Consider the following 17,815-nt stretch of genomic DNA (forward strand, 5'->3'; position numbering starts at 1 on the left):
TCCCATCCGTTGGAACAGGTCCCGGCCACCCGCCCGAAACGGCCCCGGACCGTCTGCGGCGGCGTGCAGCCGGTCACAGCGATGATGCCGATGCAGGCAGGGCGGGCGCGGCATGGCACCCTTAGACCTGCGTAAGAACGTAGACACGGACACGGGTTCGAGGAGCGGTCACAGTGCAGCGCTGGCGTGGCTTGGAGGACATCCCCCAGGACTGGGGGCGCAGCGTCGTCACCATCGGCTCCTACGACGGAGTGCACCGGGGCCATCAGCTGATCATCCGGCACGCCGTGGACCGCGCCCGCGAGCTGGGCGTCCCCGCCGTCGTGGTCACCTTCGACCCGCACCCCAGCGAGGTCGTCCGGCCCGGCAGCCACCCGCCGCTGCTCGCCCCGCACCACCGCCGCGCCGAGCTGATGGCCGGCCTGGGCGTGGACGCGGTGCTGATCCTGCCCTTCACGACGGAGTTCTCGAAGCTCTCGCCCGCCGACTTCGTCGTCAAGGTCCTGGTGGACAAGCTGCACGCCAAGGCGGTCGTCGAGGGCCCCAACTTCCGCTTCGGCCACAAGGCCGCGGGCAACGTGGAGTTCCTCGTCGAGCAGGGCAAGGTGTACAACTTCGAGGTCGAGGTCGTCGACCTGTACCTGTCGGGCGAGGTGGCCGGCGGGCAGCCGTTCTCCTCCACGCTGACCCGGCGCCTGGTCGCCGAGGGCGACGTGGCGGGCGCCGCCGAGATCCTCGGCCGCCCGCACCGGGTGGAGGGCGTGGTCGTACGCGGCGCCCAGCGCGGGCGCGAACTCGGCTTCCCCACGGCCAACGTCGAGACCCTCCCGCACACCGCGATCCCGGCCGACGGCGTCTACGCCGGCTGGCTGCACGCGAACGGTGAGGCGATGCCGGCCGCGATCTCCGTGGGTACCAACCCGCAGTTCGACGGGACCGAGCGCACGGTGGAGGCGTACGCCATCGACCGCGTCGGGCTGGACCTGTACGGCCTGCACGTGGCCGTCGACTTCCTGGCCTTCGTGCGCGGCCAGGCGAAGTTCGACACGCTGGACGCGCTGCTGGAGCAGATGGCGCAGGACGTGAAGCGCTGCCGTGAGCTGGTGGCGGGGTCGCAGCCGCCGCGCTGACCTTCCCTTACGACGCCGAAGGGCGGCCGGTGCCTGAGGGGCACCGGCCGCCCTTTCGTATGGCTGGCCTGCGGCTACTGCTGGGGCGGGGCCGGGGGGTACCCCGGCTGCCCCGGCTGCTCCGGCTGCTCCGGCTGTCCGGTGTGGGGCTGCGGGTAGCCGTAGCCGGCGGGCGGGTAGCCGGGCTGCTGGCCCGGCTGGCCCGGCTGGCCCTGCTGGGCCGCCTCCGGATCGGGCTGCTGGGCGGGCACCGCGGGCTGCCCGGGCTGGGGGTAGGGCTGTCCGGGCTGGGGGACGGCCTGCGGATACGGCTGCGCCGGCTGGGCGGTGGCCTGCGGGTAGGGCTGTCCGGGCTGGGGGACGGCCTGCGGATACGGCTGCGCCGGCTGGGCGGTGGCCTGCGGGTAGGGCTGTCCCGGCTGCGGGGCCGCCTGGGGGTACGCCTGACCGGGCCGGCCCGGCTGACCGGGGATCGGCTGGCCCGGCGCGGGCTGCCCCGTGGCGGGCTGCCCGGGCATCGGCTGGCCGGGGTAGGGCTGACCAGGGAAAGGCTGACCCGCCACCGGCGGAGGGCCGGGGTAGGGCTGGCCAGGAGCAGGCTGACCCGAATACGACTGTTCGGGAGCCTGCTGACCCGGGTACGACTGTTCGGGAGCCTGCTGACCCGGGTACGGCTGCCCGGGGACCGGCTGGCCAGGGAAGTGCTGATCAGGCATCGGCTGGTCGGGGATCGGCTGGCCCGGGTACGGCTGCCCGGGAGCCTGCTGGCCCGGGAACGGCGGGGCGGCCACCGGCGGCGGGTTGCCGTCGCTGGTCCACAGGCCGTGCGACTGCTGGTGCCGGACGAAGTCCTCGGCGACCATCGCCGCGAGGTTGAAGTACGCCTCCCGCACCTTGGGCCGCATCATGTCGAGGTCGACCTCGGCACCGGCGGACAGATGCTCGTCGAACGGCACCACGATCACCCCGCGGCAGCGGGTCTCGAAGTGCGACACGATGTCCTCGACCTTGATCATCTTGCCGGTCTCGCGGACCCCGGAGATGACGGTGATGGACCGGGAGACCAACTCGGCGTACCCGTGCGCGGACAGCCAGTCCAGCGTCGTACTGGCGCTGCTCGCACCGTCCACGGACGGCGTCGAGATGATGATCAGCTGGTCGGCGAGGTCGAGCACACCGCGCATCGCGCTGTACAGCAGGCCGGTACCGGAGTCGGTGAGGATGATCGGGTACTGCTTGCCGAGCACGTCGATGGCGCGCCGGTAGTCCTCGTCGTTGAACGTGGTCGACACGGCCGGGTCGACGTCGTTGGCGATGATCTCCAGACCGGACGACGCCTGCGAGGTGAACCGGCGGATGTCCATGTAGGAGTTGAGGTAAGGGATCGCCTGGACGAGGTCACGGATGGTGGCCCCGGTCTCCCGGCGCACCCGGCGCCCGAGGGTGCCCGCGTCCGGGTTGGCGTCGATGGCGAGGATCTTGTCCTGCCGCTCGGTGGCGAGGGTCGAACCCAGCGCGGTGGTCGTGGTCGTCTTGCCCACGCCGCCCTTGAGGCTGATGACGGCGATCCGGTAGCAGGAGAGCACCGGCGTGCGGATCAGATCGAGCTTGCGCTGCCGCTCGGCCTCCTCCTTCTTGCCGCCCAGCTTGAACCGCGAACCGCCGCCGACCGGACGGCTGCTCTTGGCCTTCTGCTTCTTGGAGTTGAGCAGCCGGTCGGAGGACAACTCCACGGCGGCGGTGTAACCGAGCGGCGCACCGGGGTTGGTGGGCTGCCGCTGGTCATGCTGCATGGGCTGCGGCCAGGCGGCACCGAGCCGAGGATCGACCGGAGGCTGCGGGGCCTGGGGGGCCTCGGGAGCCTGCGGGGCATGCGGGGTGTCCGGCGCGCCGGGGTACGCCTGCGCGGGCTGGCCGGGGTGTCCGGGCTGGCCGGGGTGTCCGGGCTGGCCCGGGTGGGCGGGCGGCTGCGGGAATCCGTAACCACCGGGCTGCACAGGGGCGTTGGGTGCAGCGGACTGCTCCGGCTGCGCACCGGGGTGCGGGAAGCCGTACCCGGCGGGCGGGTTCGGCGCGGAGGCGGGTGCACTGTTCTGCGGGAAGCCGTAACCGCTGCCGGGCTGTTCGGGGGCGTGGGGCTGCGGATTCGGTGCGGGCGGCGCGGGCTGAGCGTTGGGCGCGGGCGTGCCGGGCTGGGGGAAGCCGTAGCCGCTGGGGGCCTGCGGCGGCGTGGGCGCGGGGGCTGCTGCGGGCTGCGGGAATCCGTAACCGGCCGGCTGCTCGGGGGCGTTGGCCTGCGGGTTCGGGGCAGGCTGCGCGTTCGGAGCGGGCGGCGGGAAGCCGTAACCGGCGGGCGGGTACGGCTGGCCGGCCTGCGGCGCGGCGGGCGTGTTCCAGCCGGACGGCGCGGGCTGCGGCGCCTGCGGCTGGAACGGGGGCTGCTCCTGCGGGGCGGCGGCCGGGGGCTCCGGCTGCGACTGCGCGGGCCACTGAGCGGCCGGGGCGGGCGCGGCGGGCTGATACGACGGCGGCAGCGGAGGAACCCCGGCCGGGGGAGCCGACGGGGTGTTCCAGTCGGCGGGCGGCGCATTCTGCGGCTCCGGGGCCGCGGCGGGAACGGCGTCCCGCGGCTCGTCGGCCACCTCGGCGGCCGGTACGGCGTCGGCGGGCTCCTCGGCGGAGGGCGCGGCGTCGACAGACCGGGACTCCGCCTCCCGCTCGGGAGCGTCGGCGGGGGAGTCCGCGCCGGACGCGCCGGACCCACCGGAGTCGTCGGAGCCGACCGTCTCGGCGTCCGCGGAGGCGTCACCGACGGACTCCACTGACTCTGCCGACTCTACGGACGGTTCGGAATCAACGGACTCAGTCGGCTCGCCGGGCTCATCGGCGGGCACAGGCTTCTCGCCCTCGCCCTCGCCCTCACCCGCGCCTTCGCTCTTGTCGGCGTCCGCGCCCGAGTCGTCCTGCGCCGCATCCGCGACCGACGACTCCTCGACCTCGGTTTGGGCGTTCGCAGAGCCGTCCTCGTCGGCTGCCGCGTCGGCGCTCTCGCCAGTCTCCGCGGCGCCATCGAGAACCTCGTCGCGTTCCTCGCCCTCGGGCTCGGCGGCGGTCTCGGGCTCGGCGCCGGCCGCGGGCTTGGCCTCGACCGGGTCCTCGACCTCGGCCTCCGCCTGAACGGTCGCGGCATGCTCGGCGATCTGCCGCTTCAGTGCGACCGCCGAGAAGCGCATCGTGGCACCGCTCTCGATGTCCCCTGCACCGGACGAGGCGTCGTCGCCGCCCGAACCTGCAGACGAGTCCCCGGCACCGGGCACGCTCTGCGGAGCCCCCCACTGCCCCTGGAACCCAGGAACGGGAATGTTCGGCACGGCAGTCGGCGAAGCCGGAACAGCCGACGGCGCAGGCGCAGGCGCAGACGGCGGCACGGCGCCAGCCGGCGTCTCGGGGGACGCATCCGGCAGCTGCGGCTCCCGAGGAACTTCCGGCTGCTGCGGCTCGAACCCGCTGCCCACCGGAAGCTTGGGCACCGCGACCGGACTGCCGGTCGGCGGCGGAGGCGGCGTGTAAGCGGCCCCGGGCGCGGGCGCCGGAGGAGTGAAGGGCGCACCCGGCGCGGACACAGGCGCGGCGGGAGGAGTGAAGGGCGCCCCCGGCGCGGGGGCGGGCGCAGGCGCCGGCGGAGGCGGGGAGAAGGACGCCCCGGACCCACCGGCGGCGTGCGGCGGCGGCGTCAGCCCGGGCAGCGGAACGTTGGGTACGGCCGTGGGCCCCGAGGCCGTACCGCTCCCCGAGGCCCCCGCCGAGCCGGAACCGGACGCGCCGGCCCCCGAGCCCGGCCCGGAGCCCCCGCTCCCCGAGCCCCCGGACGCGTTCTGCGTGTACCAGGCAGGCGGCGCGTAGTCGATGGTGAACTCGCCCGTCGTCTCGATGGCGGACTCCGCGTCGGGCTGGTCGTCGCCGGGCGTGGCCCAGCCCCCGCGGTTCCCGTCCCGATCGCTGCTCACAGTTCCTCCTGGTGTGGTCGAGCACCCCCACGCCGTGTCGGGGCGACCCTTGCGTGTCGTGCCAAGTCCTTCGAGGTCGACCGATCCCACCGGCCCTTCCCCCACGGGCGCCGACGCTCCGTCCACCGGATCCGCGCCGTGCCTGCCCCCAGCCTAATCACCACAGGCTCGGCCTCAGCAGGCATGCCCGCCTCTGGTAACCCTCAGGCCAGGCCGGGGCGGACCCGCAACTGCTCGGACCGCTCACCGGCTTACCCGGCGAACCGGGCCAAACGGTAGGGGGTCACCACTTGCGGGCAGCTGTGAAGGGAACAAACGGGGCAATGATCGGCAGTTCAGTCCATTCGGCGCGGAGTGCCCAACAACCCGATCTCGGCGTCGGTGGGTTGAGCCATCACATACTGCCTGTCCCGGTCGCTGCACCACAGGGTGACGCCGTCGGCCAGCGTCGGCAGGGACTCCACCTCGGCCTGGGACAGCCTCATCGTGCGCCCCAGTACCACTGCTTCGTCCGGGGAGACCCGCTGAATTCCGGTGAGCCGCGCCTGGCGCAGCAGCCGGGGCGCGACTGGGCTGAGATAAGGCAGCAAGGTCAGCACCGACTGCCAGGGCCCGGACACCACCCGGCCGCGCGGAGGCCGCATACCGCAGTCTCGGACCACGAGCACGGGCGTACCGGCGGAGGCGCCCTGCGGGGGCACCCGCCCGACGTCGTACACAGACAGCCCGTTCTGCCCGCCTCCCATGGCATGCATCATCTGCATCCAGGCCTGCGGCCGCCCGGTTTCCACGGCGACCCGCGCACCGGTCGCCGCCGAGCGCAGCGCCAGCACCTGCGCCGTCCACAGACCCCCGATAAGGACTACGTCGTACGGCGTCGGCCGGTTGATTCCCAGCACGGCCGCCTGCCCCTCGGCATCGACCCCCGCTACCACCCCGTCGTCTCCGATGGGCAACGCGAGCGCATCCAATTGGGAGGGCGGGAGGGAATGCCGGCCGTGCCGGGGACCGAGCAGGCCGGCCCCGCGGCGTAGCTGCTCGCCCAGTCGTCGCGGAGCGGAAGACGTCGCAGGCCCCAGCGAGTCCGGTACAGGGTGGGCCGTCGCATTCGTCGTCACCGCGCACCTCCGAGAGGCAGTGTGGCCAGCATGCCGGGCAGCTGCTCGCGGTCCAGGCGGGACAGGCCGGCACCGGACTGCCGGACCGCTGCCTCGAGTGCCCGCCGGGCCGCCACGAGCTCGTCGTCGCTGCGCCCGGTCACCCGCAGATGCCCGGATAGCGAGACTTCCTGTCGCTCGCCCCGAGTGACGGTGAGACTGAATGTGGTGGCCAGGGCCGGTATGGCCGTCACCCGGGCAAGGAACTCGGGGAGCGATCCACCGCGGCCGCCGTCCAAGGGCGGCCAGCGCCGGATCCAGTACGTGGTGTGCCTCCGGTTGTCGCAGCGCCAGCTCCGCCCGGTTTCCTCTGTCCGGCGTGCTGCCTCGTTGCGGCTTGCGTCGGCGGTGACCAGAGGGTTGGCACAGGCGGATGTGGCCAGTGCGGAGATCATTTCCTCCTCGTCGAGCACCCGCGCCCGGAATCCCGCACCGGTCAGCCGACTCGCCAGATGGTCCGCGACGCGTACGACACACTTCTGGGCCCCGGTCAGCCCGCCGCCGCGTGCCGCGACGGCCTCCGCGGACAGCTCGGGATCGAGCTTCAACGCGATCCAGGTGATGCGCACGGCTGGGGCTCCGGTCAGCTCCTGTAGCGGCAGGTAGTTGGCGACCGCCACGGACTGCCGAGGCAGGCTGAGCGCGGGCGCCGGCTGAGTGTGCAGCACGACCTGGGCCGACTCCAACCGGATCCCGTCCACTTCGAGTGCATCCCGCACCAGACCCAGTGGAAGCGGCTGTCGGCTGCGCTCAGCTCGCAACGCCGTGGCGTCCGCCTCCACTTGGAGAACGGCCGTGACGAAGGTGCCGTCGCCGACGATCCCGACCGGTCTGCGGTCCCGTACGCCGTAGGAGTAAGTGCGCAGGGCAGGCTCGCACTCCATGACCGGGACCAGAGCAGGTTCCGTACCCGGCGGGATCGGCGTCTGCGCCGCCCGCCTCTGACGCGCCTGCAACTCGCGCGCGGTGGCGAGCCACTCCGGCAGAGAGCGCCCGCGCCGCCGTACGAAGGCCAGCAGCAGGAGCGCCACCGCGACGACGCCGGCCGCTGCCAACGCCACCATTCCCACGACCCAGCCGACGAGGAGCACCGCCAGCGCCAGTTCCGCCAGTACCAGGCGTTGCAGCCGGGACGAACCGGCCTTGCCCGACCGTGTCCGGAAGTGCGGCGCGCGGTTACCGGGTGCCTGGCTCGGCGACTCGGCCGACCGGCGGGACGGTGCAGGCCGGGACGCCCGAGAACCCGCGACCCTCGACCGGCCATGCGATCGCGTCCCAGTATCGGAAGCCATCACTCCATCCCCCCGTTATCCTCGCAACTCGCCAAGTCGGCCGTCACACTTGGGCCTGGACGAGGCCCCGGTACCCTACCCGGTCCACCAGTCCACCTGGACAACATGCATAGTAGGGGGCCGGTCTGACAGCGAGGCGGGGGACGGGTTCCCGCCGACGCGACCACGGGGAGAAGCAGGCGCTCATGGCATCACAGCGGGACGAACTCAACGCCTACACGTTCGCGAAGCGGCGCACTCTCGCGGCCTTTCTCCAACCATCGCCGTCCGGGTCGGAGGAAGGGGCGCCCAAGCCGCTCCGCGCGATCGTCCCCAGCCTCGTCGCCGGCGCGTTGACGCTGGCCGTGTTCGGCGCCTGGGGCATGTTCCAGCCGACGGCGCCTGCCGGCTGGGACACGCCCGGCACCCGGGTGATCGTGGGCAAGCAGTCCACGACGCGCTATGTGGTGCTCAAGACGGGCAAGGCCACCAGGCTGCACCCGGTGTTGAACCTGGCCTCCGCACGCCTGTTGATGAACGACGCCGACTACCAGGTCATCCAGGTCAGCGACAAGATTCTGGACTCCGGCAAGCTGCCGCGCGGCCCGATCCTCGGCATTCCCTACGCGCCTGACCGGTTGCCCTCTGCAGAGGAGGCCGGTACGGCCAAGCGGTGGGCTGTGTGCGAACAGCCCGGCGGCAAGGGCGAGACCGTGCAGCAGGCCACATTCGTCCTCGCGGAACGCGACGCCCCGAAGACCGAGGGAGCTGGCCGCCTCACCGCGGGCGACGCGCTGTATGTCAAGACCCGCACCGGCGAGCGCTACTTGGTCGACGCGGACGGCACGTCCTACGCCCTGACCGGAACCGAGTCCGACGCCCTCACCACCGCCCTGGTCGGCAGCCGCAAGCCCCAGCTCGTCACCAAGGAGTGGCTCGGCACCCTCCACCAGGGCGACCCGATCAAGTTTCCGCGACTGCCCGCGGGCGTTGGCTCACCCGCCCACGTGCCTGGACAGCTGTCGGCCACCGAGAACCAGGTCGGCATGGTCCTCAAGACCCGGACCGGGGACGGCACCAAGTACTACGTCGTCCTCCCGGGCAAGGTGCAACCCGTCAGCGAGTTCACGGCCTGGCTGCTCATGTCCTCACCCCAGACCGCCGTGCTGAACATGAACGGTGAGGCACGCACCGTGGGGTTGCAGGACTTCACCGCCGACCCCGAGCGCTTCGCCGGGCAGGCCGCCAAATGGCCTCAGCAGCGGACTCGGCAGGTCAACTCCGCCTCTCCCTTCGGCCGCGACACCGTGTGCAGTGTCCTGCGCGGCGTCGACGTCAACTCCGCCGACGTCACCACACTGAGCACCTGGGCGGGCAAGGACTACCCGGTGCAGATCACAGCGGACGGCACGGGAACTTATGTGACCCCTGGCACCGGCCTCCTCTACACGCAGATTCAGGGCACCGAGACCGCAGCGGGAGCGCTTTTCCTGGTCACCGACACCGGACTGCGGTATGCCGTTCAGGCCAACGGGGACAGCGACAACCGCAAGTCCGACATCGGCGCTGCCGGCAAGAAGACCTCGGACGGCAGCCCCGAGGCCAGCGAGGCCCAGGTCAAGCTCGGTTATCAGAATGTCCGGCCCGCAAAGGTGCCCGCGGTCTGGTCCGAACTCCTTGCGAAGGGACCCCGCCTCGACACCAACAGCGCCCGCCAGCCACAGGGTTCATGACGTGTTCCACCCCGACATGACTGTTGGACATGCGAAGAGGAGTGCCGTACGCGTGCTGCGGAAGAAGGCGACCCTGCTGATCGGGCCTGCCCTGCTCATAGCCCTCGGCACCGCCCCGCCTTCGCCCGGAGTCAGGCTCGACGGCAGCGGCGAATGCACCTTCCCCGCCGAGCAGATCAAAGGCACCCCCTGGTCATTGCAGCGCGTCCTGCTCGACCAGCTTTGGCGGGGCACGAACAAGGGCAAGGGGGTACGGGTCGCGGTCATCGACACCGGCGTCGACGACAAGAATCCACAACTCGCCTCCGCCGTGGACAAGGCCGATGGCCGGGACTACCTGACCAAGGGCAAGAACGGGGACCCCACCGACGACCAGGTAGGACACGGGACAAAGGTCGCGGGCATCATCGCGGCCCACCCCAGCAAGGGCACGGGCTTTGTGGGGCTCGCGCCGAACGCCACGATCATCCCCATCAGACAGAACGACGCGCAGAACAGCGGCGACTCGGACACCATGGCCCAGGCAATTGCTTACGCCGTGTCCAAGGGTGCCGACGTCATCAACATCTCCCAGGACACGACCAAGCCGCTGTCGCGCACGTCTGCACTCGCCGACGCCGTGCGCAACGCGATCGCACGCGGCGTCGTCGTGGTCGCCTCCGCGGGGAACGACGGCCTGGACGGCAAGGTCAAGAACACCTATCCGGCTGCCTTCCCCGGGGTACTGGCCGTTGCCGCCTCCGACCGCAACAACGAACGGGCGTCGTTCTCCCAGGCGGGAAGCTTCGTCGGAGTCGCCGCGCCGGGCGTGGACATCGCCTCCACCGTGCCGGGTGGCGGGCAGTGCACCGACGACGGAACCAGCTTCTCAGCGCCATTCGTCGCCGGCGTGGCGGCTCTTCTCAAGGAGAAACATCCGCACTGGTCAACCGCCCAGATCAGCACCCAGATCGAGCAGACGGCCGAGCGCTCCATCAACGGGCACGACAACTTCGTCGGGTGGGGCGTCGTCGATCCGGTCCGCGCCGTCCAGGAATCGGACATCGCCGACCCGCCGTCATCCCCGACACCCGATCCCGGTCCGTCCAAGGCACCGGAACCCGACGTGGCACCGTTCTCCCTGGCTGAGACCCCCCAAGAGCGGAGCCGGCGCTACGCCGTCTACGCGCTGGCGATCACCGTCGTCCTGGTTGCCGCCATCGCCGGCGCCACCGTGGTGGCCCGCGATCTGCGACGCCGCCACCACAAGGACTTGTCAACGTGAGGGTCAGCCGGCCTGGGTCGATCCACCGGCAAGGCTCTTGAGAAGGCCGTCACCAACCGCATCGAGGGCTGCGAGATCGAGCATGGCCACGACGAGAGGCCTGGACCCTGGGGTTCGACGGCCGCGGCCGCGTCACCAGCCGCCAGGCGACCGCCGACGGGGCGGCCGTGTCTGCCGCCCCGTCGCTCGTGCACGGCCTCAGCGGCCGTCCGTCTTGTTCTCCACCGCTGCCCCGGCCGCCGGCCCGCCGGCGTGCGGCGTGGGCTCCAGGTCGAACTCCCCGTCCCGCGCGCCGAGCACGAAGGCCCGCCACTCGGCTTCCGTGTACCGCAGCACGGTGTCCGGATCCAGGGAGGACCGCATGGCCACGGCGCCCTGCGGGAGATAGGCGATCTCCACTCGCTCCTCGTGCTTCTCCGTACCCGGGGCGCAGTGCCACGTGACACCGGAGAGGTCGAGGGCGTACAGCTCGTCCCGCTCCCGCTCCTTGCGTGCCTTGATCTCCTCAGCTGTCTCCGCCATGCCGCAGCGACCCCTTCCGACGACGAACGAACCCGGTGTGAGTCACAGTAGTCGCCACGGTACGCGCCGAAGCAACTTGCCTGGCTCGCCTTTGCAGTTGGAAGGGCTAGGCCAAGTGACTAAAGTGGCTGGCGGTACCACGCCGTGGTGCTCACGGGGGCGGTGCGATGCTGCGGCCACGCGGCGCGTGGACGAAACGCAGCAGGTCTTGCCCGCCAGGAGGCCCGGATCACAGGTCCGGACGGAACCGTCGCGGCGGTGAAGTTCATCGCCGCTTCAAAGGAGGGCAAGAAGCATGGCTTCAGGCGTTGACCACAGTGCACACGCGCTCACAGGTCTGGCTAACGACATTCGCGACTTCCATCACCAGGTGAGCGAGCGGGTCACCTCGCTCAACCGAGTCGTGGACATGATCCAGGCCGGCTGGAGGGGTGCGGCGGGCAAGGAGTTCGACACGGTGCAGCAGGGGGTCAACAAGCACCTCAAGAAGCTCCAGGACGATCTCGTCGACCTCGAGGAGGCGATGAGGGCGAGCGTCGGCGGCTTCACCGACCAGGAGCAGGAGCGCATCTCCCACATCCGGAAGGTCGACAACTCCTACCACGTCACCAGCCGCATCACCGACCTGGCCTGAGCCCGACCGCATTCACGAGGGAGAGACGCATCATGACCTACGAGGCCGACCGCACAGCAGTCAACTACGACACCGTCACCCAGGCCGCGGTGGACGTCCGCAACACGGCCAAGAACCTGTCGGAGCAGCTGGAAGCCCTGCTGCGCCGGGTGAAGGCCGTCGCTGACACGTGGGAAGGCGAGGCGAAGACCGCCTACATCGAGATCCAGCGGGACAGCGGCGAGCAGATGGCGGGGATGAGCCAGAAGCTCGGCCGCATCGCCCAGCTCCTCGACGAGTCCGTCATCGGCTACCAGGACACGGACAAGGGCAACGCGGCGCGCTTCCGCATGCTGATGGGCTGAGAAGTAGCCCTAGAAGGGAGGCAGCCCCGGCCCGGGCTGCCTCCCTTCCGTTTTCCTGCCACCCCTACGGTGGAGGCAGTGCCGACGCGTATCGGCGTGGGGTTGCCGGCGAGCTTGGCTGCGTGAATCCCGGCTTGTCAGCCGGAGCCCCGAAGCCTGAAAACAGGTGGCGCAGTCGCAGCTCGCGTGTCGGTTACGTGGTCGTGGGATGGCCTGAATGACCAGATCAGTTGTGTACGCGGGGTGGGCTGAACGGAGGTGGATGAGTTGCTTGGCAACCTGTCTGCATCTCAACGTCGAAAAGCATCCGGCTCGCCAATAGGGCGAGGTCCTGCTGCCGGGTCTTCTCCTTCTAGCCGGCGGATCCGCTGGCCCGGGCGGTAATGGCGAGGTAGGGGTGTGCCATGCCGGCGGTGTAGCTTGAGCCCTCGACGTGCGACCTGCACTTGACGTAGATCGCGGCTTGTCTTCCCCAGACAACGGCCTCGGTACCCGTGTCGAAGCGGGATACCTTTGAGGGGGATCCCAGCTTCGCGAACCAGTCGTCGCGGCTACCGTCCCTCATCTCCGCAACCAAATCCACGGCACCGCTGCTGGTGGAGTTCCTGCAGAGGAACTTGAAGGAATTGTCCGTAGCCACTCTCGACCGGGTCGGCTTGAAAGAGGAATCCGGAGACAGCAGCCTCTCCAGGGGCTCCACATTGTCGGAGAAGACGCCCTCGTCGCATGTGTCCATAGCCCTCAGCGGCTCAGTCTGATCCCTCGCGGCAAGTGCCCATACCCCTGCCCCCACCACGAGGGCAGCCAGTGTGCCAAGGGCCACGATCACTGATCGACGGCGGCCTCGGCTGACCTCCCGCGTTCGCTCCGCCGGTGGTGTTGTCGACACGAATTACGCCTTCCCTCGCGACTGCCGTACTCCGGAACCACGTCGCGCGACTCGTCCCCTTCAAAGTGGCCTTCACTCACCGCGGCTTCGCGGGTCTGCCCGCTGACACCGGAGACCGCGGCAGCTACATCGCCCTTCCGGAATAACCTCCGCACACCTCTTGGCCTCCCTTTCCCAAGAGGTGTCTTATCTGTCCGGTCCACATGCGCTCACAGCCGCAGTAAAGGCAGCAGGAGCACCATCGTTCTCGCTTCCTTGTGCGTCAGCTGTCTTGATCTAGGCCTTTGGCGGCATGCTGTACTGGTTCGGAAGGCCTGCGTTGCTCTCACAACCGAGTGCCTTGCTCAAGGCCAGGCTCGCTGAGTGCATGACGACGAGGTTGTTGCTGCTCGCGGCGGCAGTGTCATGCGGTGTGTATCGGTTATTGGTCTCCCCGCGAAGCACGATAGTCTGCCTGGACCCGTCGGACGCGAACTTCACGCTGGAGCACTTCAGGTAAATGACCGCGCGCTGAGGGCTGGTAAGCGCCAAGGCGCCCAAGCGATACGGGGTGAACATTGAGGCCACCTCATTTGGTCTCGGCACTCTGTCGGAGACGGCGAAAGAGATGGTGATGTCACTCAGATCCTTTTCTCCACCATAGAGCCAGCAGAACCCTGCTCTTACTACTTCGTCGGTTCCATGAGTGCGGTACTCAGAGACAAGTGTCTTCGCGGCTCCAGCAGCGCCGTCCTCTGCCGAGGTGATGAGGGTTCGGCGGCCGATGAGCTGTTTCGCAGCGTTCACAGCCGAGCCGTTCAACGAGCCGTCGCAGTTCGTGTCGACGGCCTCGCTTTTCTGACCGCTACCGGAATCGCACGCCGAGACTCCGAGAAGCAGCAGGGCGAGGCCAGCCCAGACGCCCGCAGTACGTACGGACATCATCTCGCCTCCTTATCAATCCTGTTTGGGGACGTACGCCCTGCTGAATTCACGGTCGATGCCCTTGTCGTAGCCAGCTTCTAGAGTTTGAGCAGTGCGCATCGGTACGAGCCCCCCACAACTCGTCGAACGACGTGTCTGTCCTCTCGGCCGTCATGGGCAATCGATCGAGTACGTTCCACGAACTTTGCTGTGCCGGGCGAGGTGGCGCACCCTCGGCTCGCGTCTCGGTGACGTGGCCGTGGGCTGGGCCGACCGACCCGATCAGTCGTGTACCCGTGGCTGGTCGGACGGAGGTGTGGCAAACGTTCCTTGGCAGCCTGTCTCCATCTCAGCCTCGAAAAGCATCCCGTTGGCCAACCGAGCGAGGTCCTGGTGCCGGGTCTTCTCCTCCTGGCCGGCGGATCCGCTGGCCCGGGAGCTGACGGCGAGGTAGGGGTGTGCCATGCCGGCGGTGTAGCTTGAGGCCTCGGTGTGCGACCTGCACTCGACGTAGATCGCCGCTTCTCTGCCCCAGACAACCGCCTCGGTGCCGGCGTCGAAGCGGGACACTTTTGAGGGGGCATGCAGCTTCGCGAACCAGTCGTCGCGGCTGCCGTCCCTCATCTCCGCAACCAGGTTCACGGCACCGCTGCTGGTGGAGTTGTTGCAGCTGATCTTGAAGGAGCTGCCCACAGCCACACGTGACCAGGCCGGCTTGTATGAGGAATCCGGAGAAAGCAGCCTCTCCAGGGGCTCCATCCTGGAGGAGAAGATGCCTTCGTTGCATGTGTTCATGGCCTTCAGCGGCTCAGTCTGATCTCTCGTGACGTACGCCCATACCCCTGCACCCACCGCAATGGCAGCCAGTGTGCAGATGGCCACGATCACCGGTCGACGGCGACCTCGGCTGCTCTCTCGTGTTCGGTCCGCCGGTGGTGTTGTCGACACGGTTTACGCCTTCCCTCGCGACTGCCGGTACTCCTGAATGACGTCGTGCGCGCGACTCGTCCCCTCGAAGTGCCCTTCACGCACTGCGGCTTCGCGGTCTGCGTCTGACAAGCCGGACGGATACGTGCCATCTGCCGCCGCAGCAGCGAGTGTGTTGTGACCCCTTTTCAGCTCGGCAGGAGCCCTCTCTAGTGTCAAGCCGACGCCGACCAAAATGACGAGTGCACATTAGGCGTGGGCAACTCTTGTTTGGAGTAGTCGTAGCCGTTCGGTTCACTGGTCGGTGGCGCCACACTCGACGGCGTGACGCAGGGAGTGGTGACCTCGAAAAACGCTTGGCCCGCATAACCGAACTTGATGCTCGCCTGAAATCCGTCCGCGCTGGCGTAGTATGCCGCAGATTTGTCGGGCGCGTGTGCGCGCAACTTAAATCCCTTGCTCAACCAGTAGCGCTCTACAAGGCCCATGAAGCTTTCCCGGCGATGTGGGGAGATGATCGTCATTACTGCACGGATACGGTCGGTCGAGCAATCACGCGGCGGAGTGACTCTGTGCGTCCATTCGACCGGCGGCTTGATGGCGGCTAGCGTCTCGTCCAGCAGTGCATCCGCTTTATCTGCCGCTTGCTGCATGTTCATGTTGTTGCTCTCCACGCTTCCGGATGATCCGACCGAACCGCATCCAGTCAACAGGGCGGTTAGGGCGACGCAAACCGCGAACCAGCGCCTCATCGGCGTGCCTCGGGGATCACGGAATTGTACTGTCCGGCCACGATAGCTCCAATGTTGTCCGTGGAGATCTGATCCTTCTCCGGGTTGAAATAATTAGAATGAGCATTCGTGTCGAGTGTCGAATCCCAAACGTCCGGAAACTTTCCGTCGACGACAAAGGGGCCCGGTTCTGTCCGGAACCTGTTCGCTCCGAAGTCGCTGCTTGCTGGATCTTTGCCGAACCAGAGGTCGTCATCGTCCGGGTCGCTTAGGTAGCTGCCGATGAGGGCGCCGCTCGGGCCAGCCGCCAGACCTCCGAAGCCGGCGGCGACCTCTCCCTTGGAGGGGAGGTGGGTCACGATGTCATTGGGCGCAGCGCCCACCCATACATGTTCCTTACTCACTCCGAGATCCGCCGCGGTATCTACGCCCGTGCCCGGGCTACCCACCAGAATGATGTCGTCCGCGCCTGGGATCCCGCCTGGTTCCTGTGTCGCCTTGCCTACAGTCAGGGACCCGTAAGAATGGCCGATCGCTGTGATGTGAGGATCCGCGTTTTCATTCGTTGCCGAGATGCCCGCCATGAAACGGTCGTACGCTGGAGCCCCTTTCTCGGCATCGGCCGGACTCATGACATCGGCTGATTGGGGAGCGTCGTACCCCAACCAGACGATTGAGGCGCTCGAAGGATCCTTCTGACGTGCTGCATAGGCCGTATCGAAGGCTCGTCTCATCGTGCCGTGCTTACCTGACGCGAATTCAGCATCCAGCTTGGTACCCAGACCGGGCACGTAAGCTGACACATTTCTGGAAGTGTCCGGGTTCCCGTAGGAAACGATGGCGCGCCCGTTCCCCTCGTCGCCGATGCCCAGCAAATACATGGGGGGATCGCTGCCGGCTCGTAGCTGACTGTCGATCTCGCGGAGGCCGGCCAGCTTGGTCTTGGAGTCCTCGTCGCCCTGCGCTTCCAGCTTGCCCATCAGTTGCGGAAGGTACAGACGGTTGGCCTCGTCCCGGGCAGTTGCGGGGATTCCGTCGAGGTAGCCGATCGTGTCTGGGTAAACGGCCAGATATTCCGTCTGTTCGGCCGGGCTGAGGCTGTCCCACCACTTCTTGCGCTCGGCTGGCGACTTGTCGGTGGGGATGTTGCGCTTCAGGACGTCATCTGCGGCCCCGTGCACAGCAGCCGCATCACCGCTGACGTCGGCCCAGGTGGATTCGGTGACGTCGAGCCCTTCGGCAGCCTTCAGACGACGCAGCGCGTCCGCGTACTGTCCATCGATCTCCGTGGCCTCGGCGAGCGCGCTGGCGATGGTGTCTGCTATGCCCTGAGCGAGAGCGGCGTTGGGGTTCGGGTTTGCCGCAGCCGTGGCGCTTCCCATGGCCTTGCCGATAAAACTGCTGTTACCCTCCACGGTGTCACCGGGCAGGGTCGTCTCACCGGGGCTTGCCTCCGGGTAACGCACAGAGCCATCGCCGTAGACCTCAAAGCCTGCCTGCCTGGCGTCTTCGAGGGCGTTGAGCAACTTCCGCTGAACGGGCGCCAGTTCCTCGGCCAGGCCCGTGAGGGCCGCGCTGATCAGTCCACATTCGGCGTGGATGTACTGGTAGTTGTTACTGAGTCGGCCGAGCCGCACGATGGCCCAGAAGGACGCGTCGCCCACCTGGGTCGAGGACAGGCCCGCGCTGATCTCATTGGTGACTCTGTTTCGGGATGCGTAGGCGCTGTTGCTGACGGTGCTCCAGCCGTGAGCTTCTTCCGTAAGCTCGGAGAGCTTGAGATTACGCAGCTGGTCGAGGGTGATCATGGTTACTTATCGCTCCCGAAGTGCTTGCTCGCGGTTTTCTCCGCAGCGATGGCAGCCTTGATTCTCGCTTCGTTCTCACCGTGATCCTTGGCAGCCTGGCGCATGGGCTGCTCCAATTTCTCGCACTCGTCGCGAACCGCTTTGAGCCGCCGGTGCCAGCTGTCCCGAACGGCGTCCAGAGCCAGGACGGACGCCAGCCCTTCCAAACCCGCAGTGCCCCCGGCTTTTGCCTCGGCCAACTGGGTCACCGAGGTGTTGGTGGTGGTCCGCAACTCACCCAGAATTTGAGCACCGTTGGTCCATGGGTAGCGAACATAGACCAAGTTGCCGGACCCGCCCCCGCCCGAATTGGCGGAGGCGAGGGTCATGTCGGATGCATCAGAGGGACTGGACTTGGCCGCGGCATGCGTGCGCGCGGACGCCCACTGTTCTTCGAACGTCACAGAGACCTCATTCGTTGAATTGCCGCAGCCGTACGGCTCTCGGCCGTTAACC

General features: G+C 68.5%; 15 protein-coding genes. 5 read left to right on the plus strand and 10 right to left on the minus strand.

Features of this window, described 5'->3' with window-relative positions; all coding sequences use genetic code 11:
• The first annotated feature begins 173 nt into the window (after nucleotides 1-173).
• Nucleotides 174-1,130 carry a bifunctional riboflavin kinase/FAD synthetase gene (locus ACF1GV_RS33935; protein ID WP_391688614.1) on the plus strand — a complete coding sequence of 319 codons (957 nt, stop codon included), beginning with the start codon at nucleotides 174-176 and terminating at the stop codon, nucleotides 1,128-1,130.
• Between the two features lie 74 nt (nucleotides 1,131-1,204).
• Here the strand turns inward: ACF1GV_RS33935 and ACF1GV_RS33940 are convergent, their stop codons facing one another.
• The 3 genes from ACF1GV_RS33940 to eccE form a co-directional block, all read right to left on the minus strand.
• Nucleotides 1,205-5,137 (minus strand): SCO5717 family growth-regulating ATPase, encoded by a 3,933-nt coding sequence (locus ACF1GV_RS33940; RefSeq protein ID WP_391688617.1) that lies wholly within the window; start codon nucleotides 5,135-5,137, stop codon nucleotides 1,205-1,207.
• Between the two features lie 335 nt (nucleotides 5,138-5,472).
• Entirely contained in the window at nucleotides 5,473-6,216 is a 744-nt protein-coding gene (locus tag ACF1GV_RS33945) for a hypothetical protein (protein WP_391688715.1), read from the minus strand.
• Between the two features lie 35 nt (nucleotides 6,217-6,251).
• The gene (gene eccE / locus ACF1GV_RS33950; RefSeq protein WP_391688620.1) at nucleotides 6,252-7,586 is read right to left on the minus strand and encodes a type VII secretion protein EccE; all 1,335 of its coding nucleotides are present in this window, start codon (nucleotides 7,584-7,586) and stop codon (nucleotides 6,252-6,254) included.
• Between the two features lie 185 nt (nucleotides 7,587-7,771).
• Here eccE and eccB point away from each other — a divergent pair, with 185 nt between their 5' ends.
• A complete protein-coding gene (gene eccB, locus ACF1GV_RS33955; RefSeq protein WP_391688623.1) occupies nucleotides 7,772-9,298 on the plus strand; it encodes a type VII secretion protein EccB in 1,527 nt (508 codons plus the stop codon).
• 16 nt (nucleotides 9,299-9,314) lie between these two features.
• On the plus strand, nucleotides 9,315-10,562 hold the full coding sequence (gene mycP, locus ACF1GV_RS33960) for a type VII secretion-associated serine protease mycosin (protein ID WP_391688626.1): 1,248 nt from the start codon (nucleotides 9,315-9,317) through the stop codon (nucleotides 10,560-10,562).
• A 198-nt stretch (nucleotides 10,563-10,760) separates the two neighbouring features.
• Here the strand turns inward: mycP and ACF1GV_RS33965 are convergent, their stop codons facing one another.
• Nucleotides 10,761-11,084 (minus strand): DUF397 domain-containing protein, encoded by a 324-nt coding sequence (locus ACF1GV_RS33965; RefSeq protein ID WP_391688629.1) that lies wholly within the window; start codon nucleotides 11,082-11,084, stop codon nucleotides 10,761-10,763.
• 295 nt (nucleotides 11,085-11,379) lie between these two features.
• Here ACF1GV_RS33965 and ACF1GV_RS33970 point away from each other — a divergent pair, with 295 nt between their 5' ends.
• Both ACF1GV_RS33970 and ACF1GV_RS33975 read left to right on the plus strand, forming a co-directional pair.
• A complete protein-coding gene (locus tag ACF1GV_RS33970; protein ID WP_391688632.1) occupies nucleotides 11,380-11,718 on the plus strand; it encodes a WXG100 family type VII secretion target in 339 nt (112 codons plus the stop codon).
• A gap of 32 nt (nucleotides 11,719-11,750) precedes the next feature.
• Nucleotides 11,751-12,062, plus strand: a complete 312-nt coding sequence (locus ACF1GV_RS33975) for a WXG100 family type VII secretion target (RefSeq protein WP_391688635.1) — start codon at nucleotides 11,751-11,753, stop codon at nucleotides 12,060-12,062.
• A 352-nt stretch (nucleotides 12,063-12,414) separates the two neighbouring features.
• Here the strand turns inward: ACF1GV_RS33975 and ACF1GV_RS33980 are convergent, their stop codons facing one another.
• The 6 genes from ACF1GV_RS33980 to ACF1GV_RS34005 form a co-directional block, all read right to left on the minus strand.
• Complete coding sequence (locus ACF1GV_RS33980; RefSeq protein ID WP_391688638.1) at nucleotides 12,415-12,891, minus strand: hypothetical protein; 477 nt, start codon at nucleotides 12,889-12,891, stop codon at nucleotides 12,415-12,417.
• Between the two features lie 336 nt (nucleotides 12,892-13,227).
• Nucleotides 13,228-13,875 carry a hypothetical protein gene (locus ACF1GV_RS33985; protein WP_391688641.1) on the minus strand — a complete coding sequence of 216 codons (648 nt, stop codon included), beginning with the start codon at nucleotides 13,873-13,875 and terminating at the stop codon, nucleotides 13,228-13,230.
• Nucleotides 13,876-14,136: 261 nt separating this feature from the next.
• Nucleotides 14,137-14,742, minus strand: coding sequence for a hypothetical protein (locus tag ACF1GV_RS33990; protein WP_391688644.1), 606 nt, complete (start codon nucleotides 14,740-14,742; stop codon nucleotides 14,137-14,139).
• A 254-nt stretch (nucleotides 14,743-14,996) separates the two neighbouring features.
• Nucleotides 14,997-15,455: a hypothetical protein gene (locus tag ACF1GV_RS33995; protein ID WP_391688646.1), complete on the minus strand. Its 459-nt coding sequence runs from the start codon at nucleotides 15,453-15,455 to the stop codon at nucleotides 14,997-14,999.
• Between the two features lie 74 nt (nucleotides 15,456-15,529).
• Complete coding sequence (locus ACF1GV_RS34000) at nucleotides 15,530-17,320, minus strand: alpha/beta hydrolase (protein WP_391688649.1); 1,791 nt, start codon at nucleotides 17,318-17,320, stop codon at nucleotides 15,530-15,532.
• Between the two features lie 2 nt (nucleotides 17,321-17,322).
• Nucleotides 17,323-17,763 carry a hypothetical protein gene (locus tag ACF1GV_RS34005; RefSeq protein ID WP_391688652.1) on the minus strand — a complete coding sequence of 147 codons (441 nt, stop codon included), beginning with the start codon at nucleotides 17,761-17,763 and terminating at the stop codon, nucleotides 17,323-17,325.
• Between the last annotated feature and the right edge of the window lie 52 nt (nucleotides 17,764-17,815).

The organism is Streptomyces sp. NPDC014006 (assembly GCF_043088925.1).
Classification (GTDB): domain Bacteria; phylum Actinomycetota; class Actinomycetes; order Streptomycetales; family Streptomycetaceae; genus Streptomyces.